The organism is Leptospira wolffii serovar Khorat str. Khorat-H2, from assembly GCF_000306115.2.
GTDB classification, from domain to species: domain Bacteria; phylum Spirochaetota; class Leptospiria; order Leptospirales; family Leptospiraceae; genus Leptospira_B; species Leptospira_B wolffii.
Genome location: NZ_AKWX02000004.1, coordinates 263,824 through 286,212, shown reverse-complemented (window position 1 = coordinate 286,212; position 22,389 = coordinate 263,824). Strand labels below are relative to the sequence as shown.

The window sequence follows — 22,389 nt, the reverse complement described above, 5'->3', positions numbered from 1 at the left end:
CCCTTCTTTCCCCCATATTCCGATCCTTGTACTATCTAAGTCGGAGGAACCCTAATCCGACGATTACTTACGGGGTAAAATGTCTTTTTCAAAAAGTTTTCGTATCGGGAATCGCTGGGAAATCGGTCCCGAGTCCCGACCCTTCCTTATCGCCGAAATCGGATTGAATCATAACGCGGATGCCGAGATCGGAAAAAGAACCATACAGGCAGCCAAAAAAGCCGGAGCAGACGCGGTTAAATTCCAATCCTACAAAACTTCCGATTTCCTGGACACGAAGAACCCTAAGGCCAAGGTCCTGGTGGATATCTTCCAACAATACGAACTCTCCGAAAGCTTGCACAAAACCTTCCAGAAAGCTGCGGAAGAAGAAGGTCTCTTTTTCTTTTCCACTCCTTTGGATAGCGGAAGCGTGGATCTGCTCGTCTCTCTGGGAGTCAAGGCCCTGAAGATCGCGAGCGGAGATGTCGTGAATCGACAATTACTTTCCAAATGCGCGTCCACAGGTCTCCCACTCCTTCTTTCCAGCGGAGCTGCGGAAGGATTCGAAGTCGTTCGAGCGTTGGAATTCTTGGAAGCCTTATCGGTAAAGGACCTATTGCTTTTTCATTGCGTCTCCTTATATCCGACTCCTCCCGAAAAAGCGAATCTGCAAACGATCCCCTACTATCGATCCATCTTCGAGGGGCCGGTAGGATTTTCCGATCATACTTCGGGAGCCCTGGCGGGGGCTCTTGCTATAAGTCTGGGTGCAAGTGCATTAGAAAAACATTTTACTCTGGATAAGTCCCTTCCCGGGCCCGATCATGGGATCTCCGTGGATCCTAAAGAATTCGAAGAATATGCCAAGAACGCTAGGCTCGCCTTCGAAATGCGGGGAGAAAGAAGAAAGATCGTCCAACCACAAGAAGCCTCCGGACGGTATTTCGGCAGAAGAGCGCTTTACTTAAGCGAGAAGAAGGAACCGATCGCTCTTAGACCGGATTTAAGCCAAGAAGATCCTATGTATCTAGACTCCTGGAAAATCCCGGAAGCGGAGGCCATTTTGAAAAAAGGCGATTCGGCTCCCAAACCGGGCGAGGCGTTCCGTTCCTAAGAATGAAGATTCTACGTTACGCATCCATCCTATCCATATTTTCCTGCGCATTGCATGCGGGACCTAAAAGTCACGGAGCCCTAGGATCCGAACTGGATTTTCTGGATTTCGGGAGAGTTACCGTGGCTCCGTTTTCCTATTCCGCATCTTCTTCCTACCATGAAGAATACGGAGCCTATAATCTCTTCGACGGGGATCCTAAGACATATTGGTATTCCTCCGCGGAACCAAAGCCCGAGTGGATCATAGTGGATTTCGGATCCAAACGTCTGATGAACGCCGTGGAGATCATCGTGCCTATCTTCCGGGGTAAAAGAGCCGTAAGCGAATATGAAATACAAGTACTACAACAGGAAAATTGGAAAACGATCTTTAGAAACGATCGGGTAGATCATATCAATTTCCATAATCTTCCCCCTCTGGATGCCTCCATTCTCAGATTGTATTTTCCTAAAACGGAGGATAAAAGCCTGGTCCTAGGAGGATTTAAGATTCTTTTGAACGGGATCTCCTTAAACTCCATTCCAGATCGTTTTACCGGTTATCTCTATCCCGTCCCAGACGGACTTTTGCCTGATAAGGATTACCAATTACCGGGGGCACCCAGAGAATACAGGAACGGAATCCACAAAGGGCTGGATATCTATTACAAAAAAGAAAAGTTCGGCCCTCCCAGAAGATTAACTTTCCAGGACGGACTCGTTTCTCCCGCAGACGGAATCGTGATCCGGGCTGACCTGGACTATTCTCCTATGACTCTGGCCGATTTCCAAAAGTATTCGGCGCTCGCCCAAAAGAACGGAGTCACTTACGTGGAAAAGGATTTCGGAGGGAGACAGGTTTGGATCGACCATGGAAACGGAATCATGTCGTCCTTTAACCATCTTTCTTCTATCCAGAAAGGAATCCGAGTCGGATCCAAGGTCAAGGCAGGAGAAGAAATCGGCAAAGCGGGAAATTCCGGACTCGTAGGAGAAGCAAAAGGGACCGACGAAAATATACATCTACACTATGAGATCTGGGTGGACGGAGAATATCTGGGTGCCGGGATTCCCACGAACCAGATGAGAAAACTCCTCCAATATTTCTTTTCCAAATCGAACCTAAACTAAAACTCGGAATAAAGATTCCGTAAATCTTCTCGATAAATACGCGTTAGCTGCATTATCAATTTCGAAAAATTTCCCCACCCTAATGGGTGGGGGGCCGAAGCTTGACGGCAGATAGGCTTTACGAGATGCGAAGCTTATAAATGGATCTTAGTATTTGGCAAGCGAAATTCATAAGTTTTCCGCATAATATTTGTTATATTTTATAATATCGGAATGCTTCTTAAATTTACGCGTTAGAGCAACTTGGGAGATCGGTAAACGGAACTATCGTTCCGATCGGATTCTCAGAAGCAGATCCGATTCCACAAGATGCCCGTTATGCAAAGATCGTTTATAATAAGAATTCTTCAAAAATACCTTTTCCTCCTCGCTGAGAGGCCAGTCCGTTCTTTCCTTTCGGACTCGAAGAAGTAAATGTGAAAGTACGATTGCGACCGTGACGGAAATATTATAACTCTCCGTGAAACCGTACATAGGAAGTTTTAGGAGTAGATCGGCTTCTTTCATAGCGTTAGCTGAAAGTCCGAACTCTTCGGATCCGAATAAGATTGCGGCGGGCTTGTCCAAAGGAAGAGCGTCCAACTCGTAGGAATTTTCTCCCGCGTGAGGAGAAGTCGCCACGATTCTATAGCCCCTTTCCTTCAGACCGCTTATACAATGTCTAGTATTGTCCGATCCCGGACTTTGGTATTTATGAATTTGGATCCATTTTTGGGCTCCCATTGCGATACCTTCGTTGGGTCGATAGAGGCTTTTATTCTCCACTACGTGAAGTTCCGTAAGACCTAAGCATTCCGAAGTACGCACCGGAGCACTAGCATTATAAGGTTGGAATATATCCTCCAACACAATTGTTAAGTACTTCGTGCGAAAGGAGACCACTTCCTCGATTTTCGCGGCCTTACTAGGGGATAACATGCTCTTTAGAGATTCTCCGATCTCTAAAGCCTCCTCTAGCTTTATGAAATCTGCATGTTCTCGTCGGCTTTCCATTCGGATCGAGTACCTTTTCCCGAAGAGTAGGTAGAATGCCACTACACATTCGTTTCGCAAATATACCATTCTCATTTTTGCGGACGAGAAAGCGGACTCTAATAGAAAAAATCGGGCTAAAATAAAAAAATTCTAAAGTTTTTTTAAAAAGGGATTGTACTTTGTTTCCGAAAATCTATTATGTCCCCATTCTTGTCCGGTGGTGAAGGAAAATGCCCGAGCAGTTGCAAAAGATTCTGAACAATATCAAGGAATTCTTCGGTTCCTTGGATACTACAAAGAAACTGATTCTAGGAGGAGTCGCTCTTACGGTAGCAATCGCCATAGGATTACTCGCCACGGTTTCCTCCCAAAAAAACCGAATCGTTCTCTTCCAAGATCTAACCGCTAAGGATTTTGCGGAGGTCACAAAGAAACTGGACTCCATGGGCTATTCTTATAGCTCGGGAGACACCAGTGTGATCAGCGTGGATCCGGAACAAAGGCAGGAAATCATCACGAAACTTGCCCAGGAGAACCTGATCCCCGCGGGAGTCCAGGGCTGGGAACTCTTCAACGTGGAGAAATTCACCGAGACCCAGTTCGATAAGGACATCAAGAAATACCGAGCCCTAAAGGGAGCCATCGAGCAATCCTTGATGACTCTCCGCTCGGTGGAAAAGGCCTACGTAAACATCGCCATTCCCGAAGAGGAACTCTTCAGTTCCAACGCCTCCCCGGTCAAGGCTTCGGTCATCTTACATTTCATTCCGGGCGTGGAAGGAATCTCTAAGAAGGAAGTCAAAGGTATCGTAAACTTGGTTTCCAGAGCCGTTCCTAAATTAAAGCCGGAGAATGTTGCGGTCGCCGACGCTGACGGTAAAATCATCTCCGATTTCGAAGAAGATCTCGAAAAGGAAAGATTGGAACTTCGTGTCGTCCAAGAAAAATTGCGGATCCAAGAAGAACAAAGGATCCAAAGACTCATCGACGTTCGCAACACCCTTCGCTGGTATCTGGGCGGAGAAGACAGAGTGGACATCACCCGCTTCGAATATATGTTAAATTGGGACAAGGAATCCTATAAGGACAACCAAGTATCTCCTGTTATAGAAAGACCGGACGATCCGAACACTCCTTACTCCGAATTAAAAATCGTGGACGGATACAGCCTGAAAGTTTCCTCCAAAGAAACCAGCGAAGAATTCAAAGGGAGAGGATTCACTCCTGACGGACCTGCGGGAACCGAACCGAACCTTCCTCCCGGGTATAAAGATACCGATTACCAAAAAGCAGAGTACAACAAAAAAGAGAATATCAATAACTACGAATTCAACAGAAGAGTCAGCGAAGTCCAAAAACAACCCTGGAAAATCGAGAAAGTAAATCTCTCGGTAGTCGTGGACGGGCAATGGACAAAAAAAGAAAACGCGGAAGGAACCGGGTACGATAGAACCTATAGCCCTGTTTCCGACGACGACCTAAGAACCATTCGTAAAAACTTGGAAGCCGCCGTAGGAATCGATAAGGCCAGAGGAGACCAGATCTCCGTAATCAGTATGGCTAAAGATCGCACGGCCCAATTCGCCGCTGAAGACGAAGAATTAAGAAAACAAAAAGCGATTCGCCAAATGGTTATCGCATCCCTCGTTATCGTGCTATTCCTAATTCTGACCATACTCATCTACAGAGCGATCAAGAAAGAGATCGCAAGACGCCGCAGACTCCGCGAAGAAGAACTCGCAGCGATGCAGCAGATGATGAGAGAAGCCGCCCTCCGAGTCATGGACGACGGAAGCGCGGAAGTGGAACTCTCTCTCGACGAAAAACTCAGAAGAGAACTTCTCGAAAACGCGATCAATCTTGCCAGGGAAAAACCGGAAGAAGTGGCACAACTTCTTCGCACCTGGCTCTCTGAAGAGGAAGCAACCTAATGGAAATCCTGTCCGGAAAGAAAAACCGGGCGGGACAGCTCCTCCGAATTCTGGGGGAGCATCTTCCCCCGGAAGTGTTTCGCCATCTCGGTCCCAAGGACACGAGCAAACTACTGGAGAGTTTTCACAGGACCGGAAAACTCGAAGCCAAACAGGAAAGAGAACTTCTCGGATCTTTCCTGCAAGGACTCTCCTCCCTTCCCAAAGAAGGGATCGACGGAGACACCTTAGCTCTCATCCAAGAATTAGAGAGCATCCTAAAAGAAGATATGGTCTCCGAACCGGATTGGCTGGGAGAGCTAAAAAATTACAAGAAGACGGAACTCTCCCGGATCGTGGCCGGAGAGAATTCGGACAGAATCGCACTGGTTTTCTGCTACGCGGATCCCGAGACTTCGGCCCGTGTTTTGGAGGAATTCCCCGAAGAGACCCAAGAGGAGATCCTACTTTCCATTAAGAACCTGGACCTGGCATCTGCAGGTCTTACGGACTCCTTGGAACGTTTCTTAAGATTCAAAAGAGAAGTCTTAAAGTCGCCGGGGACCTCCTCTTCTCCCACACAGGACAGAACCGGCAAGAGAGCCGCGGAACTTTTGGGCAAATTGGACCCTCAAGATTCCCAGAAATTATTCTCCCGGATACGCGAAAAGAGCCATTCGTTTGCCGAAAATATTAATAAGCATTTCTTCCGGATGGAAGACCTAATGGATTTAGGAAGGGAATCGCTAAACAGGTTCCTGGGAGAAATTCATCCCATTGTCACGGCTACCGCCTTTAAGGGCACCGAACCGGAGACAAAGCAGGTCTTATTAGAAAGACTGGATCCGTCCCTGGCCTCCTCGATCCGATTGGAGGAGGATTCCATGGGCCCTGTCTCTCTTGCCGAGATAGAAACCGCCCAAAACGGAATCCTTGAAATCTTTAAGGAATCCGTAGAATCGGGAAGAATCAAGTTCCGGAGAAAGAACTAAACCATGGCTAAACTCGTCTTCAAACCCATCCAAATCGCCGACATGCAGGATCAGGTCGAGCTGCAGATTCCGGATAAGTACAAGAAGTTCCATAGGGACGAAGACGCCGAAGAATTCGAAGTAGACCAGGAAGGAAATATCATCGAGCAATACCAGGGCCCCTCCATCGAGGAGATAGAGGCCGAACTCAACCGTTATAAGGAAGAAACGGAAGAGAATATCAAGACCATGCTCGAAGACTCCCGTCGCAAGGCGGAAGAGATCGAAGAGGAAGGCAGAAAGAAAGCCTTCCAGATGATCCAGGATTCCAAGGAAAAGATCAAACTCGAAGAGGACACCGGCAAGGCTAAGGCAGAGCAAATCTTGGAAAGAGCCAAGATGGAAGCCGAGAGGATGATTAAAGAGGCCGAGATAGAGCACGAGGCTTATTTAAAAGGATTCGAGGCCGGCCGAGAAGTAGGTTTCCGAAAAGGACAGGGAGAGGTGAGACGCCTCATAGACCGTTTGGGGACCATCGTAGGTAAAGCGATCGATATCCGTGCGGAACTCATCCAGGCTTCCGAGAAACAGATGGTGGAGATGATCCTAATCATCGCACGTAAGATCATCAAGGACGAGATCATCGAAAGAAAGGAAATCGTTCTGAATAATATCAGAGAAGCCTTGAAACGTATTAAGGACAGGGACAGAGTCGATATCCGAGTCAACTTTGCGGACTTGGAAATCACTACGGCCCACAAAGACGAACTCATCAAGCTTATGGAGTCCCTTCGGAAGGTCAATATCTACGAAGACTCCCGAGTCGACAGAGGCGGCGTCATCATCGAAACCGATGTGGGCGCCATCGACGCGAGAATATCCACCCAGCTCAAAGAAATCGAAGAAGCGATTCGAAATGCGGAGCCGATTTAATCCACCATTTACGTCCATCCCTAGTCTCCTACCCGACCGCTCCCAAAAGGGGCGGCCGGGTCAGGGGGTATTTCTTTATGAAACCTTCTTCTCCAAAAACGAAAACAGAACCGAAAGATATGGTTCCGGGTCCGGAGTTTGTAGTACCTTCTACCCTAGTGCCTATTCTTCCGTATGTGACATAATTCCATTACTTTCCCATTATCACTTGACTCGGGGGAAATTCCCAAGAAGAGTATGTGGAATCAGGTCTTAAGCTCGGTATGATCGAAAAGAAATTCCACGAGAAAGTCGACGTCATATCCAAGTATTTTCTGATTCTGGATCGGACAGAAACCATCCGTAAGTCCGGGCGTGTCGTTCGGGTTTCCGGAAACGTAATCTATTCGGAAGGACCTCCGGACTCCAAAATCGGCGAGATCATGGAGGTCCAAAAAGCGGGCACGGAAGGCTACCTGCAATGTGAGATCGTAGGTTTCGAAAATCACGTATACACCCTCATGCCTCTGGGCCCCGTCGAAGGGGTATATCCGGATGCGTTCGTATTCTCCTCGGGAAGAAGTTTGAATGTTCCCGTCGGGAAGGAACTCCTCGGCCGGGTATTAAACGGCGTGGGGAGACCCATCGATAAGAAAGGACTCATCATCACCTCCGAGGAAAAATCCCCGGACGGAGAAATCATCAACCCCTTGGATCGCCCTATCATACGGGACGTACTACTCACGGGAGTCAGAGCCATAGACGGAATTCTAACCGTAGGCCGGGGCCAAAGATTAGGTATCTTCTCCGGATCCGGAGTCGGTAAATCCAGCTTACTTGGTATGATTTCCCGATTCACAAATGCGGATGTAAACGTTATCGCTCTCGTGGGAGAACGTGGACGCGAGGTAAACGAATTCATCGAAAGAGACTTAGGAAAAGAAGGGTTAGCCCGGTCCGTAGTATTCGCCGCCACCTCGGACGCTCCTAAAATGGAACAAGTAAACTGCGCCCTACTCGCCACTTCCGTCGCGGAATATTTTAGAGAGCAAGGACTTCATGTAAATCTAATGATGGATTCCTTGACTAGGTTCGCTCATGCAAACCGGGAAATCTCCGTCTCCAATCATGAGCCTCCGATTACCCGAGGATTCAGCTCTTCCGTATTCACCAAATTGGCCAGACTCGTGGAAAGATCCGGGACTTCCAAATCGGGCGGAAGTATAACAGGATTTTATACTATTCTTACCGACACGGACGAAATGGAAGATCCGATCGCGGATGCGGTCAGAGGTTATATAGACGGCCATATCATTCTTTCCAGGAAGATAGCCGAAAGAAATCATTATCCCGCAATCGATATCCCCGCCTCCCTCTCCAGGGTCATGCAATCCATAGTGGACGAGGACCAATTTATGAGAGCCGGGATGATCCGGGAACTTTTATCCACATATAATTCCGTAGAGGAGTTGATTCTCTTGAATGCGTATGTGAGAGGATCCGATCCCAAGGTCGATCTCGCCATCCGAAAAAAAGACAAGATAGACTCCTTTTTAAGGCAAAGGCTCCAAGAAAGAAGCACCTTTCCCCAGACTATCTCTGGACTCAGGGATATTCTGAAGGAAGAAAGAGAAGAAGAGGAATTTTAATCCGTGAAGAAGTTCCGATTCAGACTAGAGCCTATTCTTCGATTGAAGAAGATACAGGAAGATAAAAAATTGAAGGAACTCTCGGAACTAGTCGCCGAGGTGAATCGCAGACAATCCGAGATAGACGGAAACGAGTCCAAGATCCAGAATCTTTCCGCCACCTCTTTGACGGGAACTGCGGACCTCAGAGAATATTCTTACCTTCAAACATACGTTAGGCAACTTCTCACCCGAAACGGAGAACTCCAAACGGAGATCCGTTCCTTCGACGAGCCCGTGGAAAAGAAAAGGGCGGAAGTATCGGAAGCCCGCAAAGAGAAGAAGGTGATAGAACTCCTAAAGGAGAACCGGTTCCGGGAATACATGCATTCATATCGTAAAACGGAGAGAATCCAGGCAGAGGAGCAATTCTTAGCGGAACTCTACAGGGAACAAAGGGAGGAAATTCATGGGGATGATAGATCTAAGCGGGATCCGAAAATATTTACCTACGATACGGGAAGCGTCGAACGCACAGGTACGGAAGATGCGGGACTTTCTGAGCTCAGAAAACTTTACGAGCGTTATAAAAAGTGACCTCCCCTTTTTGGAGGTACGTAAAACCGGATCTTCTTCCGATCCTATCTTAGGAAGCATGTCCGACCTCCAGGAAAAGATTTCCCATTTGGAAGCCAAAGCCGGAGAGTTGGAGAAGAAGATCAGCGGATCCAGATTGGACATTCGGGTTTAAGGAATCATGGCAAGTTTAACCGACAAAGCGAGAGCGGTATATTTAGTTCTTCTTATTTTCTTCCTAGTTCTTATCGGATTCTTCGCATTCGACTATTTTCAGATCATCAACGCCTCCGAGATTTTTCCCTTCTTAAGTAAGGAACCAGGGTTAGTAAACCCCGACTCGGAATCTCCCTCCGAACTGGAAAAACTAGAGTTCCGCAAGGAAATGGAACGCCTGGCGAAGGACAGAGACGAGATCACCCAAAAAGAAGAGGAACTGAAAAAGGAAAAGGAGCGCCTGGAAGCGGAGCTGGAAAAGATCGAGGAATTGAAACGAGGACTGGTCTCCAAGGAAAACGAACTCAAATCCTCCGAATCGGAAAAAAATAGCAGAGGCAAACTCGTAAAAGTCATGGCGGAAAAGGTGGCGAATATGCCTCCGGACAATGCCGTGCAAATGCTCATCAATTGGCCGGACAAGGATATAATAGACGTTTTCATCCAGATGGACAAGGATGCGGAGCAGGACGGAAGACAGACCATCACAACTTACCTTCTCACTCTTTTTCCTGCGGATAGGAGAGCCACGATTACCAATAAATGGCTTTCCCGCTCAGACGTAATTAAGGCACCGGAATCCAGTCCGGAATCGGAAGAACTATAAGGTTTTTATTATGAAACTAAGGATTCTAAACGGCTTTCTTCTTTTAATTTTATTCTCCAACGCGACGACTCTTTTTGCTAAGGGTAAAAAAGCGGCGGCACCGGCCAAACCGAAGTACGTCACCGGAGAGGAACTCGTAAACAATCCGAGTAAGGCAGTAGGAGAAACGGTAAGAGTGGCGGGCTACGTCTCACATGTTCTCTACAAAGGAAATTCCATCCGCTTTGTCGTTCCATTCTCCGGCAAACCGGTGGTATTGGATTCTGACGATTCCGGTCTGATAGGAAGAGTTTCCGTTGGATCTTATGTCGAAGTCTGCGGTTTCTATCTGAAAAACAAAAAATTGGAGTTGGATGGAAAACGCACCGATATGCCTTCGATAGTAATAGAGCAAACCTACTGCTCGAATTAGAATCCAGATCAAGCGGCTTTTTCTCACGAAAGCCGCTAAGAAGAATATACCGATTTTTCTTAATCTACACTATCTCCTATTCGATAGAAACTTTTCCACCCTATCTCTGGCATTCTTTCGGATGCTTGCGTAGAATAAATGGTAATCCACCAAATGTAGACTATCGTCTTTTCCTAAACTAGGAAAACCCCGAATCTCCGGTTCATGGACCCATAGAGCTCCCTTGTTGCATTGTGCGTCTGCAATTCCCGGAACCAAAGATCGGAAATTTCTCGCAATGCTTCCTGAATTTTCGGACCTGGCAGCGTATTCTTCGTCCTTTTTCCAGGAAAGAGGATTGATGCAGAGAGTTTCGGAATCGTATCTTTCTCCCAATCGGATCGGACGACTCCCCCATTCGTAGGAATTCCAATTGATCACGCATCCTGTTTGGAATTCGTTTGCGCAAGGTTGCAATCCCGTATCGCTTGCCTTGTAGGGAAATCCGATCGTATAAGCCGCCACTAGATTTTTAGAATATTCCGAATTTGCGATGAGTTCCTTCAGTAATTTCACGGAATGACGGGTTCCTTGGCTATGCGAGGCCAAAATCCAGGGTCTACCACGATTCCAATTTTTCATATAGTATAGAAATGCGGTCTTTACGTCCTCGTAGGCAAGATCCAATGCTTGTTTACCCTCCGTAGTATCTTCCATAAATGCGAAGAGTGCCGCTTGCCTGTAACGAGGAGCGTAAATCTTACAGCAATCGTTGAATACGCTGGCCTGAGTCCGGATCGGCATTTGGTCCGTTCTCTCGTTTAAACTCTCGTCATCTAAGTCTCCGTTCCAATGTTTCGCCACAAGATAGGTCGTGGGATGCACGAAGAACACGTCGGCCTCCGCCAGATTTTGCCTGTCTTTCAAGACGGACGCTTCCGGAACCGAATCTGCCGGGTCCTTTTTTTCGGGATGAGAGGCCCAGAATTTCAGATCCTCGTATTTAGGAGGAGTGAGGGTTTTGCTTTCGGAAATATCCCGATTCGGTTTCAAAAAGCTCCTACAATCGGAAAAAGATAGAATGAGAAAAAATGCGATCGGAATCCGTTTCATCGGTTCCCTATAAACCAAAATCTTAGGGAATTGCAAACTAAAATACGTTTGCCATCCGAAATCCGAATCTTAGCCTTTAGCATCATCTTCGTAAAATTCCGGCAAAAAGATTCTTAAGGATCCGTTCCTATCTTTTCGCCCTCGGTCGGTACATCCATGGATCATCATACTCACGAACACCATCACCACGAAACGATTCCGTCAAAAGACCCTATTTCGAAACAAGAAGACGTCTATTATTGTCCGATGCACTGCGAAGGGGATAAAACATATTCCCAACCGGGAAATTGTCCCGTCTGCGGCATGAATTTGATCAAATCGCCTAAACCGATAAAGGCCTTGCGTTATACATGTCCTATGCATCCGGAAATCATAAGGGATGCGCCCGGGGCCTGCCCAATCTGCGGGATGAACCTAGTTCCAATGGATGCGAATCCGGAAGAAGAGGATAAGACCTACGAGAATCTTCTCTTTAAATTCAAAATTGCTTCGGTATTCACCCTACCGATCTTCGGAATCGCTATGTCGGATATCATTCCCGGTAATCCATTGCATGAGATCCTGGATATAGGCAAATGGAATGTCATTCAATTGATCCTTTCCTTGCCTGTGGTTTTTTACTCCACCGGAAGCTTCTTCGTACGAGCCTGGAAGTCAGTTCTATCCAGAAATTTGAATATGTTTACTTTGATTGGAGTAGGAGCGGGAAGCGCTTGGGGTTTCAGCGTAGTCGCCGTATTCTTTCCGGGTATATTTCCGGAAGATTTCCAAATGCACGGAGCGGTGCATGTGTATTTCGAGGCTGCAACCGTAATTCTGACGCTTGTTTTACTAGGCCAGGTACTCGAAGCCAGGGCGCATAGCAGAACGAACGCAGCAATCAAGGAATTACTGAAATTGGCTCCTAACGTCGCGACTAGAATCGTAGACGGAAAAGAAGAGATCGCAAGTATAGATGCGATTCAAAAAGGAGATCTGCTTCGGGTCAAACCTGGAGAAAAGATACCCGTGGACGGAATCGTTACCGAAGGAGAAACCTCCATAGACGAGTCCATGATCACCGGAGAGCCTGTACCGGTGAGTAAGAAGCCGGAGGATAAGGTAAGCTCCGGCACCGTAAACGGAAACAGAACTTTTCTCATGCGGGCGGAAAGGGTCGGATCCGAGACTCTCCTTTCCCAAATCATCGAAATGGTGAACCAAGCAAGTAGATCCCAGGCCAATATACAAAAAATCGCGGATCGAATTTCCGGTTATTTCGTTCCGGTGGTTTTAGGAATTGCTCTCGCTACCGGTTTCATTTGGGCTTATCTGGGGCCCGATCCTAAATACGTATACGCTTCGGTGAACGCACTCGCAGTATTAATCATCGCCTGCCCCTGCGCTTTAGGTTTAGCCACTCCCATGTCCGTGATGGTAGGAGTAGGAAAAGGGGCCCAGTCGGGAGTCCTGATCAAGAACGCGGAAGCATTAGAAATACTGAATGTGGTGGATTTGCTTCTCATCGATAAAACAGGAACGGTAACGGAGGGAAAACCTTCGGTCGAAAAGATAATTTCTTCCGGTCCCGAGTTTTCCGAGAATTACCTTCTGGAAAAGGTTGTTTCGTTGAACTCCAGTAGCGAGCACCCGTTGGCCCAGGCGACTCTGCGTCTGGGAAAGGAAAAAGGCATTTTAGGTAAAAACGTAACCGATTTCGAGGCGGTCTCCGGAAAAGGAGTGATCGGTAAAATCGACGGCATTCCGCACGCATTAGGAAACCGTAAATTAATGGAACAGGTGGGAGCCTCGATTTTCCCTGGGTTATCGGAGCTTGCCAAGAAGGAACAACAGGCCGGAAAGACAGTATCCTTTCTTTCCGGCGGAAAGGACATCCTAGGTTTTATCGTGATTTCCGATAAGATCAAGAAAACGAGTCAGGCTGCCATCGCCGCGTTGAAAGAAGAAGGCCTCCAAGTCTTCATGCTCACAGGAGACAACGAGGATACGGCAAAGTCAGTTAGCGAGACCTTAGGCCTGGATGGTTTTAAGGCACAGACTCTTCCAGGAGACAAACTGGAGGAGGTCAAACGATTTCAGTCCCAAGGAAGAAAAGTAGCCATGGCGGGAGACGGGATTAACGACGCACCGGCTCTGGCTCAAGCAGATCTAGGAATCGCCATGGGAACCGGAACGGACGTTGCGATAGAAAGCGCGGATATCACCTTGGTCCAAGGCGATTTGGGCGGAATCGTGAAAGCGAGAAGACTCAGCCGGAAGGTAATGCAGAATATCAAAGGAAACCTATTCTTTGCATTGGCGTATAACGTGTTAGGTATTCCGGTTGCAGCGGGATTACTCTATCCCTCTTTCGGAATCCTACTCTCTCCCATGATCGCCGCTCTGGCCATGAGTCTGAGTTCCGTATCTGTGATCGCGAATTCTCTCAGATTGAGATCGGTTAAATTGGATTAGAATACTATCTTTTCGAGGTCGCGGAGAGCGTTCTGTAGGTCGTCGTTGACTAGAATATGATCGAATTCGTCTTTTTTAGACAATTCTTCTTTGCCGTTTCGGATCCTCTTTAGGATACTCTCTTCGGAATCAGTCCCTCTGCCCCGTAAGCGCTTGATCCATTCTTCTTCGTTCGGAGGAAGGATAAATACGGTGATGACTCCGTCTCCGAGCCTATTTTTAACCTGCTTGGCTCCCTGAACGTCCAGATCCATGATAACGGATCTTCCTGAGGCCAGGCAATCTCTGACGAATCGATCCGGAGTTCCGTAATAATTATCGTGAACCCGGGCCCATTCCAAAAATTCAGAGTTTCGAATCCCTTCCTCGAATCTTTCTTTCGTTAGAAAAAAATACGTTACGCCCTCCTTGTCTCCCGGACGAGGAGGTCTGGTAGTACAAGAGACGGAAAAAGCCAATTCCGGGTGCTTTTCCCGGATCATATGTATGAGTGTGGATTTTCCTCCTCCGGCCACGGAGGATAGCACGATCAGTTTGGGCTCTTTCAGTCCTTTTCTTCCTCGTCTTCGGCGATGGAGTTGTCCCTACTTTCTATACGACGAGTAAGTGCCTCGACTCTTAAATTGGAAAGCACTAGATGGTTGGAGTCGGTGATGATGATGGATCGGGTCTTTTTTCCCTGAGTGGCGTCTATCAGACTATTATTGCTCTTCGCTTCGTTTCGGATTCTTTTTGCGGAAGCCGAATCCGAATGGATAATTCCCACGATTTTGGAAACCATCACGATATTACCGAAGCCTACATTCAAGACGCTGAACTGAGACATCAGACCCTCCTATTTCTCTCCAGCCGGAACCTCTCGATAATATCCACTTCCCCGGTGGCAAGATCCAGCGCTTCGGAAATTTCCTCATGAGAATATCCTTTTTTCAAGAGGAAAACTACCTTCTCTATCTTACTCGCTCCTTCTCCCAAATCCTTGAGAGCGGTTTCGGAGGAAATTTTCACGCTATCCTGTTTTTGAGGAGTGTAACCTGAGATTTTTTTCTCCAATATTTTTTCGAAATTCTCTTCTAGAGGAATCTTATGATCCCGAACCTTGGGTTTCTTCGCATCCGGAGCAGATTGGATTTCCGATTGGTAAGAATAATCCGCCTTCAGAGTACCTCCTCTTTCGTCCTGAGGAATAGAAATCCTATTTTCTTCGAAAGGATCCCCGTCCAAGGAAATGTCGAAAGTCGAACTAGGATTGTACATCGGCTGAGGTGGTCGAGTGGGAGAAGGTTGTCCCAAAACTTCCTGGGGATCCATCCAGCCCATGGTCTCCTTGATTTTCTTTCCGAATATTTTTAAGATCCCTAAAGTTCCCGAATTCGGCTCGGTAATTTCCTCATCTGTATTGAGGCTTCGTTTTGCGGAAGTTCTATTCTCCGGATCTATGAAAGGCTTTTCCTTCTTTTGCGATTCGTTAATATTCTGTTTGTAGGATCTTCCTACGCCCTCGCCCGCCTTTGCCGCCAAGTCCTGGCGACGATTCTCCAAAGAGTCCGTTCTGGGCGCCTGCATTTCTTTCTGCTTTTCCCTGATCAGAGTTAAGTATTCGTTCTTGAATTCGTCCTCTTCCGTGGAACGTATCTCCTCGACGAAGCTTGCCTCCTCGGGAAGTTCAGAATCGACTAACGTTTCAAAATCGGGAAAAGAGGAAATAGAAGGTTCCGATTTTTCGGAAAGAATCCTTTCCGGTAATTCCTGGAGTTTGGATAGAATGCTCTTGTATTTTTCTTCCAAGCTATCCGAGCGCTGGACTAGGATCTTATATGCCTGGATCTTGGAATTCAGTAATTCGATATGACTTTCCGTCTCCGTCTGTACGTCGTCGACTATGCTGCGGATTTCCTCATTGATCCTACGGATCATATGGGAACGGATTCGTTTCGTCACCTGGGCGGAAATCCCCACATAGAGACCCGCCGCGATGAGTATATTTAAGAATAGGACCGTAAATAGTTCCATAGCTATCCGTCCTCTCTTTAGAGTATTTCCAACAACACCCCGGGAAGATCGGCTACGGTTTTTCTAATTATGCTATATAGTCCACTGTGGCTCGAGTAGGAGTACGATATTCCGTCTTTCTGCCCGCCTTATCGTAGGCGAACATTCTTTCCTTGCTACCTTCGGGCTTAGGCCCCTTAAAGGATCGGATTTCCTTTTCTATTTCTCCGATTCTTTGGGTATAAGAATTTCGTAATCTCTCTCTATATTCCGGCGATAGGGAAAAAGTCTCGGTATACATCTGTACCGCGTACTTTTTATCTATGGAATATTCCCGAACGGCTTTCTCGTTTTGGGCGATTACGTTGGTGAGAGTATGGGGATTCTCCACCATCGTACGACGGAGTATATCCGTTGCCGCCCCGTATCCGGAAAGAGGTTCGTTCAGCCTCATAACCGGTTATTTTCCTCTAGATCTGTTTTTTCTCCAGTCTTTTTTGTCCGGTTCCGGATCCTGGTACGGCAATTGTCGGATCATGCCGTTTTCTTCCACAAAGGTCTTATGTTTGATTTCGTTCCTAGTCTTGAAGTCGGAATTACGGATCTTAAGGGTGACCCCGCCGTATAGGGTTTTCTCGATACTGATCTTACCGTTGGCCGCCCTTTCTTCCATGTAATTCCGAAGGTTTTGGATCTCGGTTTCGTATTCATGGACGCGGATCTCCAATTTTTCGGCGGCCTTGGCCGTCTTGGCCAATTGTTGCTCATGGTCCTGGGTAAAGGAGGCAGGGTCGTTTTCCTTCCTGGCTCTCAGAGTTTTGAGGCTTTTGGAAACCTGCTCGAATTTTTCCTGGTTTTCGGCCAACTTCTCTTCGTATTCTGAGATCTGTTTTAGAACCTTGGGATCGGTTCCCACTATGAGTTCGGTAGCCGGGTTAGCGGAAGAACCGATGACCTTGGCTGCGATGAGCTCGGAGGCCCTTACGGTCCCGCCCACGATCTGCCCTCTCTTACCATTGGAGATAACCTTACCCCCGGCACTAATAAAGCAATGTAGAATCCCTTCCTGGACGACCACGTCCTTTTCGGTGATGACGGTTGCGTTCTGGATGAATTTAGCGACTACGTTTCCGCCCGTAGATTCGATGCGAGCCTCGTCCCTACCCGAAACCCCTTGGCGTATGATGATATCTCCGTCGGCCTCTATATTCGCCTTTTGCACGGTTCCATAGATTTCTATATTCCCCGCCGCTTTCACCGAATAATTGTCTTCCACGTTTCCGGTAATAATCACGGAACCTAGGAAGGTGACATTCCCCGTTTTGATTCCCACATCTCCGTTCACCCTATAAACAGTCTCGACGGAGAGACGTCCCGTAGCATAGACCACCTGTCCGTTCACCTCCGCGGTGAGTTTGGTTCTGTCTTCGGAAAGAATAGTACCTTTTCCCTGTTTTAGTTCCGTATCCAGACCGTCTTTGGCGGGAAGCAATTCGTTGAATAGAGTTCGTCCGTATTTCCCTCTTTCCGCAGGAATCTTTTCGGCAAGCAACTGGCCCACCACGACGTTCTCGATGAGATCCATATCCTTGCAGTCTACGCGACCCGATTCGTCCTCTCGGAACACGACGTTCTTTTGGGTACGCACATGGTAGACAACGGTGGCGTTCTTTCCGTTAACAGGAGGATCTCCTTCCGCAGCAGTGAAAGGCTGGTTGAAGAACTCGTCTTCCAACCTTCTCTGGATTTCCTCTTCCTTAATTCCGTATTTGATTCCGGCATTCTTGAGATGATTGACAACGTCCCGGACTTCCAGATCTCTTCCCGCGGGCTTGGGAGGAACGAGAGTCACCTTGGCCCTCATCTTATCCGGAGCGATATCGATCATCATCTTGCCCTCTGCACCTGGGCGAGGTTTCATATTGGAGATAAAGATTGGCTCCCCTTTGACCTCTTTTACGATCTTACGGATCTGAGCATCGTCAACGGGAGAGACTCCTCTCACGGAAAGCCTTCGAGAAACCTCGGAGAGTTCGATCGCCTTGCCTTCTCCCGAAGGCGGGAATACGGTAAGATAAGTGCCGTTTCGGAAGATCTGGACCAGGGCCCTTCCGTCCCTGTCCTTGGGTTGTAGGAACTCCTTCAGATCTTTCGATACGAGCTTTCCCGTTCCTCCGGTCAACTTTTTGTCCAAATCGGATAATTCGTCCAGGAAGGTATCTTCCGGAATGACCGAAGCACGTATATGCCAAGGGTCCGAACCGAAGAGTTTTTTCTTTCCTCTTTTGATGACTATATAATCGATTTCGTGAGGTTTTTTCTTTAAGTGAGAAGCGGCCAGCCTAAGACAAATCTCCAGGGTGGGAGCGATTACTTCCACCTGTTCGTTCTGGAGCTTGTCCAGTTCCTTGGATTGGTCTTTGAGAAAAGAAGTAAGGCTCATTGCATTAGGACCGTAAATTCGGTTTTCTGAATATATTCTTCATTCGGTTACTCCGAGCATCGGGTCCGGGGTTTTTGGGAACTTCCAGTTCCCCGGAGAAGGGGGTGTGCCAAGACCTTAGGCTTGGCACAGGGGGAAACCTTTCCCCCACATCGCGCCCCATAGGAAGCGATGTGCCTTCCGAGATTCGATCCATCGCGCCCCTTAGGAAGCAATGTGCCTTCCGAGATTCGATCCATCGCGCCCCTTAGGGAAGCGACGTAAATTCCGAGAAAGAATATTACTTTTTACTGATTACCGACTTCACCTTTCCTAATTTACTACGAAGTCTGGCTACAGCCCTAGTATGCAATTGGGAAATCCTGGATTCGGTAACTTCCAAGACTTCTCCGATTTCCTTAAGCGTAAGATCCTCGTAATAATATAGGACGATGACTTTCTTTTCCTTGTCCGGAAGAGTTTTGATGGCTTCGACGATTACGTTTTTGATCTCTTCTTTTTCGATGATGGTATCCGGATTCATATTCATCGGAGATTCGAGAGTCTCCATGAAGGAAACCTCGTCGTTCTCATCTCCGAGAAACCAGATATCGTTGAGAGATACTAGAGATGTGCCGCTGATCTTTGTAAGAAGACTGTTGAACTCCTCCACGGAAATCCCCATTTCCTTGGCGATTGCCTCGTCTTCCACATGGGAGCCTTCTTTGTTTTCGAGCATCCCGATGATTTGTTCGAGTTGCTTGGCTTTTTGACGAATGGAACGAGGGATCCAGTCAATGGAGCGTAACTCGTCGAAGATGGACCCCCGGATCCGAGTCATTGCATAGGTCTTAAATTTGATCTGTCTTTCCGGATCGAATTTCTCGATCGCATCCAAAAGCCCGAAGACTCCGTAAGAGACCAGATCATCGAACTCCACATTCTGAGGCATACCGATCGCGATGCGACCAGCCACGTGTTTGACTAGAGGAGAATATTTTTCTACAAGATAACTGCGTATATTCTGGTCTTTACTATCCCGATAGGACTTCCAGAGTTCCGTTTCATCCGTATTATTGTATTTATCAAAAAGTTTGGACATAATATCGGAGTACGAAAGCCCCTCGCTTAAGAGTGTCGTGGACCGAACCGATTTGCAATAGCATTTTTTGACGCAAAAAAAGGGAAATCAAGCGTTTTTTGTCTCATTGGCTCGGAAGCCGGTTTTGGATCGGGAATTCGGGGTTTTTAGTAGGATGAGATCGGGTTGGAAAAAAATTTCTACTTCTCTCCGGCCCCGTCGTCTTTAGCAAGCATGGTTCGGATCGCTTCCGCCATGAGTTTGGGTTCGTTTTTGATCGCGATATTTTCCACGATAATGTGATCGCCGAATTTATCCGCTTTTTTGCGAGGAATTCCCGAGGCGGCGGCCCGAATTTCATCCGCACTAGTCGGAGAATCGAAGTTTACTGTGGAAGTATCCACATCCGTGTGTTCGGAATAAGAGCCCCGACCGCCTTCTGCCCCCTCTTCTCCTTCCGGAACATAGGCACCGCTGACATTTCGCAAGAAATCCAGAAACTCGGGCACCTTCATCTCCAAAATGGAATATACTCCGAAGCCGAAACCGGCCATTCCCACCGTAGACAGGAAAGTAATGAATAGAATATGGCTGAAATAGTTACCGACCATAAAACCGCAGACCAAGCTTACGGCCAGACCGATAAGAGCAAAAAGGGCGAGAAAACCGATCTGAAGGTTCAATCTTCCTCGCTTTGTTGTTTCTCCCGAACATCCACGAAATGGAAGAATTTACGGAAGAATCCAGTGATTCCGGAATCATCCGCGTTGTCCATCTCCTGGTTCAGGAGAGAATAAGTGATTCTGTTCAAACAGGCCGACGCCTTGCTTTTCGGAGAATGGATGATATAGGGCTTTTGCTCCCGGATACTCTTTTCGACCTCGTCGTCTTGGAAAATGAATCCCAGATTCTCCACCCGAACCTCTAAGAATTGGCCGGAAATATCGATGACACGATCCGCCACCTTCTTTCCTTCGATGGCGGAACGCACTCGGTTCACTACCATTTTCAGATTTTTGTCTCTGCTTTGGGAGACGATCGCTTTGATAAGACCGTAAGAGTCCGTAATCGCCGTAGGCTCCGGAGTGGTAACTACGATCACATCGTCCGCAGGAAGAGTGAGACCGATCACGTTGGAACTGATCCCCGCGCCCGTGTCTATGATCATATAATCGTAGGAATCCAGATCGGCGAATCCCTTGATGAGATTATTTCTTTGGGTATCGTTTAAGTTAGCAAGCTGGGAATAACCGCTCGCTCCCGCAATGATATCCACTCCCTCAGGGGCTTGGATGATGATATCCTTTAGACTTTTATGTCCCTTGACCACATGGTAGAGATTGTATTTAGGAATGATGCCTAGAATGACGTTCACATTGGCGAGACCCAAGTCTCCGTCGAAGACCAAAACTTTTTGTCCGGCCTTGGCCATGGAAATGGCCAAGTTTACGGAGATAGTGCTCTTACCTACTCCTCCTTTTCCGGATGCAATCGCGATGATCTTAGTCATAGGTTTGGTTGAAGACACGAGCTTCAAACTCGTATTACCCTCGGTAAGTTTCCGCAACTGAGTCGCTTGGTCCATCCTAACCTCTTTCTCGAACTTGGGTTTCTTGCACCGAAACCCTTAGGCAGAGAAGACCTCTCCCCGAATTTCGATGATTTTTTCCGGGTTTACAGCGCATTCGGCGAGTAAATGTTTTTCAGCAGGTATCATGTCGAACGGAACTTCCTGACCGACGCTTAAATGAGTGAAACCCTTATTAAGTGTATCGGCTAGTTCCAGAAATCCACCTAAAAATTCCGCCTCATCCAGTTTAGTTAATAAAATTCTGCGAAATCCAAGGGGTTCGTAGGCCTTCATCACTGAGTGGGAATGATGATAGGAAGAAGTCGCGGATAATACAAGAATATTTTCCACATTGTCCTTTTCTCCGAATGCGGAGAGATATCCGTGCATTTTCCCCAATTGCTCCACGTTGCGATGGCTATAACCCGCAGTATCTATCAGGATGAGTTCGGATCCGTCCCTGGCCAGGGTCTCCTGGAAACGTTTCAAATCCTTTACCGCATAGAATGGCATTTCCATGGTATCCGCATATCTCTTCAATTGCTCGATAGCGGCGATCCTATAGTTATCGGTGGTATACAGGGAGACTCCTTTTCCCATATGCAGGTGGTACTTTGCCGCGAGTTTCGCGATGCTCGTGGTTTTACCGCTACCCGTAGGACCGACAAAGAATACCACTTTCCTCTGGCCTCTACGCGTTCCTTGGAAAAGATCCGGTTCCGCTTGGACTCTTTCCGAGAGTACCTCTACGGTTTTTTCCTGGATGGAAGCCGCGCGAGATCGATCCAAGGGAGAAAGTCTCAACTCTACCGCCGAGACGATTTCTTCCGCGTAAGATTCCGTCATTCCTTCTTTCACGAGTCGATCCCTCAAACGCAGGATAAGAGAATCCTGTTCCGGCTTACGGATATTAGTCTTAGGCTCGAATTCCCTAGAGAATGAGATTCCTACTTTTTCCGGAACGGTTTCGAATTCTTCCGGCTCGGTCAATTCTTTAGGTAGAGAGGAAGCGGCCCTGGGTCTTACGGAGCGTTCTTCCCAACTGGGCAATTCGTCCAGACTGCGACGTCTCTCCGTACCTTGTACGGATTTTTGCTTTAAGAGTTCCTTCAAGTCTTGGAGTTTTTTCTCCACTTTCTCCCGGGAGCTGGCTTTCTCGGGAATTCCTACTTGGATCTCCACCACCTTCTTGGCCATGAGGCCGGTTCCGAAGACTCCTCCCTCGGTGAGGATACGATGTTCGATGACATGAGCCTCGGGGCCGTATTTCATCTTCATCTGCATCAGGCAATCCTGCAGATCCTTGCCTCTTATCTTTGCGAAATCCATACTATCCTCCTATTTTCCACTTCTAAGAATATAC

Annotated in this window: 21 protein-coding genes; 10 read left to right on the top strand and 11 right to left on the bottom strand. The window is 47.5% G+C overall.

Going from position 1 to position 22,389, the window contains the following annotated elements; genetic code table 11:
• Positions 1-79: 79 nt before the first annotated feature.
• A complete protein-coding gene (locus tag LEP1GSC061_RS01360; RefSeq protein ID WP_016543557.1) occupies positions 80-1,096 on the top strand; it encodes an N-acetylneuraminate synthase family protein in 1,017 nt (338 codons plus the stop codon).
• 2 nt (positions 1,097-1,098) lie between these two features.
• Complete coding sequence (locus LEP1GSC061_RS01355) at positions 1,099-2,208, top strand: M23 family metallopeptidase (RefSeq protein WP_016543508.1); 1,110 nt, start codon at positions 1,099-1,101, stop codon at positions 2,206-2,208.
• A gap of 264 nt (positions 2,209-2,472) precedes the next feature.
• Here the strand turns inward: LEP1GSC061_RS01355 and LEP1GSC061_RS01350 are convergent, their stop codons facing one another.
• Positions 2,473-3,201, bottom strand: coding sequence for a TrmH family RNA methyltransferase (locus tag LEP1GSC061_RS01350; protein ID WP_040507550.1), 729 nt, complete (start codon positions 3,199-3,201; stop codon positions 2,473-2,475).
• A gap of 212 nt (positions 3,202-3,413) precedes the next feature.
• Here LEP1GSC061_RS01350 and fliF point away from each other — a divergent pair, with 212 nt between their 5' ends.
• The 7 genes from fliF to LEP1GSC061_RS01315 all read left to right on the top strand — a co-directional run bounded on the left by fliF (position 3,414) and on the right by LEP1GSC061_RS01315 (position 10,415).
• Positions 3,414-5,114 carry a flagellar basal-body MS-ring/collar protein FliF gene (gene fliF, locus LEP1GSC061_RS01345; protein ID WP_040507548.1) on the top strand — a complete coding sequence of 567 codons (1,701 nt, stop codon included), beginning with the start codon at positions 3,414-3,416 and terminating at the stop codon, positions 5,112-5,114.
• The gene (locus LEP1GSC061_RS01340) at positions 5,114-6,085 is read left to right on the top strand and encodes a FliG C-terminal domain-containing protein (protein ID WP_016544093.1); all 972 of its coding nucleotides are present in this window, start codon (positions 5,114-5,116) and stop codon (positions 6,083-6,085) included. Before fliF ends, LEP1GSC061_RS01340 begins: the two co-directional genes overlap by 1 nt.
• Positions 6,086-6,088: 3 nt before the next feature.
• On the top strand, positions 6,089-6,997 hold the full coding sequence (gene fliH, locus LEP1GSC061_RS01335) for a flagellar assembly protein FliH (protein ID WP_016543630.1): 909 nt from the start codon (positions 6,089-6,091) through the stop codon (positions 6,995-6,997).
• Positions 6,998-7,260: 263 nt separating this feature from the next.
• Positions 7,261-8,625, top strand: a complete 1,365-nt coding sequence (locus tag LEP1GSC061_RS01330) for a FliI/YscN family ATPase (RefSeq protein ID WP_016543366.1) — start codon at positions 7,261-7,263, stop codon at positions 8,623-8,625.
• Between the two features lie 3 nt (positions 8,626-8,628).
• Positions 8,629-9,201: a flagellar export protein FliJ gene (gene fliJ / locus LEP1GSC061_RS01325; protein WP_016543948.1), complete on the top strand. Its 573-nt coding sequence runs from the start codon at positions 8,629-8,631 to the stop codon at positions 9,199-9,201.
• Between the two features lie 160 nt (positions 9,202-9,361).
• Positions 9,362-10,003: a periplasmic-type flagellar collar protein FlbB gene (locus LEP1GSC061_RS01320; RefSeq protein WP_016543791.1), complete on the top strand. Its 642-nt coding sequence runs from the start codon at positions 9,362-9,364 to the stop codon at positions 10,001-10,003.
• Between the two features lie 10 nt (positions 10,004-10,013).
• Positions 10,014-10,415, top strand: coding sequence for a hypothetical protein (locus LEP1GSC061_RS01315; RefSeq protein WP_016543553.1), 402 nt, complete (start codon positions 10,014-10,016; stop codon positions 10,413-10,415).
• 69 nt (positions 10,416-10,484) lie between these two features.
• Here LEP1GSC061_RS01315 and LEP1GSC061_RS01310 read toward each other — a convergent pair whose 3' ends face one another.
• A complete protein-coding gene (locus LEP1GSC061_RS01310; RefSeq protein WP_052006484.1) occupies positions 10,485-11,507 on the bottom strand; it encodes a DUF3089 domain-containing protein in 1,023 nt (340 codons plus the stop codon).
• A 156-nt stretch (positions 11,508-11,663) separates the two neighbouring features.
• Here LEP1GSC061_RS01310 and LEP1GSC061_RS01305 point away from each other — a divergent pair, with 156 nt between their 5' ends.
• Positions 11,664-13,961 (top strand): copper-transporting P-type ATPase, encoded by a 2,298-nt coding sequence (locus LEP1GSC061_RS01305; RefSeq protein ID WP_016543589.1) that lies wholly within the window; start codon positions 11,664-11,666, stop codon positions 13,959-13,961.
• On the opposite strand, the gene gmk is transcribed toward LEP1GSC061_RS01305, so the two are convergent.
• From gmk to flhF, 9 genes are all read right to left on the bottom strand, one after another.
• Entirely contained in the window at positions 13,958-14,488 is a 531-nt protein-coding gene (gene gmk, locus LEP1GSC061_RS01300) for a guanylate kinase (protein WP_016543455.1), read from the bottom strand. The genes LEP1GSC061_RS01305 and gmk overlap by 4 nt on opposite strands.
• Before the next feature lie 17 nt (positions 14,489-14,505).
• Positions 14,506-14,787 (bottom strand): extracellular matrix/biofilm biosynthesis regulator RemA family protein, encoded by a 282-nt coding sequence (locus LEP1GSC061_RS01295; RefSeq protein ID WP_016544078.1) that lies wholly within the window; start codon positions 14,785-14,787, stop codon positions 14,506-14,508.
• The gene (locus LEP1GSC061_RS01290) at positions 14,787-15,974 is read right to left on the bottom strand and encodes a hypothetical protein (protein ID WP_016544132.1); all 1,188 of its coding nucleotides are present in this window, start codon (positions 15,972-15,974) and stop codon (positions 14,787-14,789) included. The genes LEP1GSC061_RS01295 and LEP1GSC061_RS01290 overlap by 1 nt, the downstream gene beginning before the upstream one ends.
• A 67-nt stretch (positions 15,975-16,041) precedes the next feature.
• Positions 16,042-16,407 carry a hypothetical protein gene (locus LEP1GSC061_RS01285; protein ID WP_016544125.1) on the bottom strand — a complete coding sequence of 122 codons (366 nt, stop codon included), beginning with the start codon at positions 16,405-16,407 and terminating at the stop codon, positions 16,042-16,044.
• A 6-nt stretch (positions 16,408-16,413) separates the two neighbouring features.
• On the bottom strand, positions 16,414-18,396 hold the full coding sequence (locus LEP1GSC061_RS01280) for a FapA family protein (RefSeq protein WP_016543793.1): 1,983 nt from the start codon (positions 18,394-18,396) through the stop codon (positions 16,414-16,416).
• Positions 18,397-18,676: 280 nt separating this feature from the next.
• Complete coding sequence (gene whiG, locus LEP1GSC061_RS01275) at positions 18,677-19,477, bottom strand: RNA polymerase sigma factor WhiG (RefSeq protein WP_016543524.1); 801 nt, start codon at positions 19,475-19,477, stop codon at positions 18,677-18,679.
• Positions 19,478-19,656: 179 nt separating this feature from the next.
• Positions 19,657-20,139 carry a hypothetical protein gene (locus LEP1GSC061_RS01270; protein ID WP_016543868.1) on the bottom strand — a complete coding sequence of 161 codons (483 nt, stop codon included), beginning with the start codon at positions 20,137-20,139 and terminating at the stop codon, positions 19,657-19,659.
• Positions 20,136-21,041: a MinD/ParA family protein gene (locus tag LEP1GSC061_RS01265; protein WP_016543778.1), complete on the bottom strand. Its 906-nt coding sequence runs from the start codon at positions 21,039-21,041 to the stop codon at positions 20,136-20,138. Before LEP1GSC061_RS01265 ends, LEP1GSC061_RS01270 begins: the two co-directional genes overlap by 4 nt.
• A gap of 42 nt (positions 21,042-21,083) precedes the next feature.
• Complete coding sequence (flhF, locus tag LEP1GSC061_RS01260; RefSeq protein WP_016544025.1) at positions 21,084-22,355, bottom strand: flagellar biosynthesis protein FlhF; 1,272 nt, start codon at positions 22,353-22,355, stop codon at positions 21,084-21,086.
• Positions 22,356-22,389: the final 34 nt, after the last annotated feature.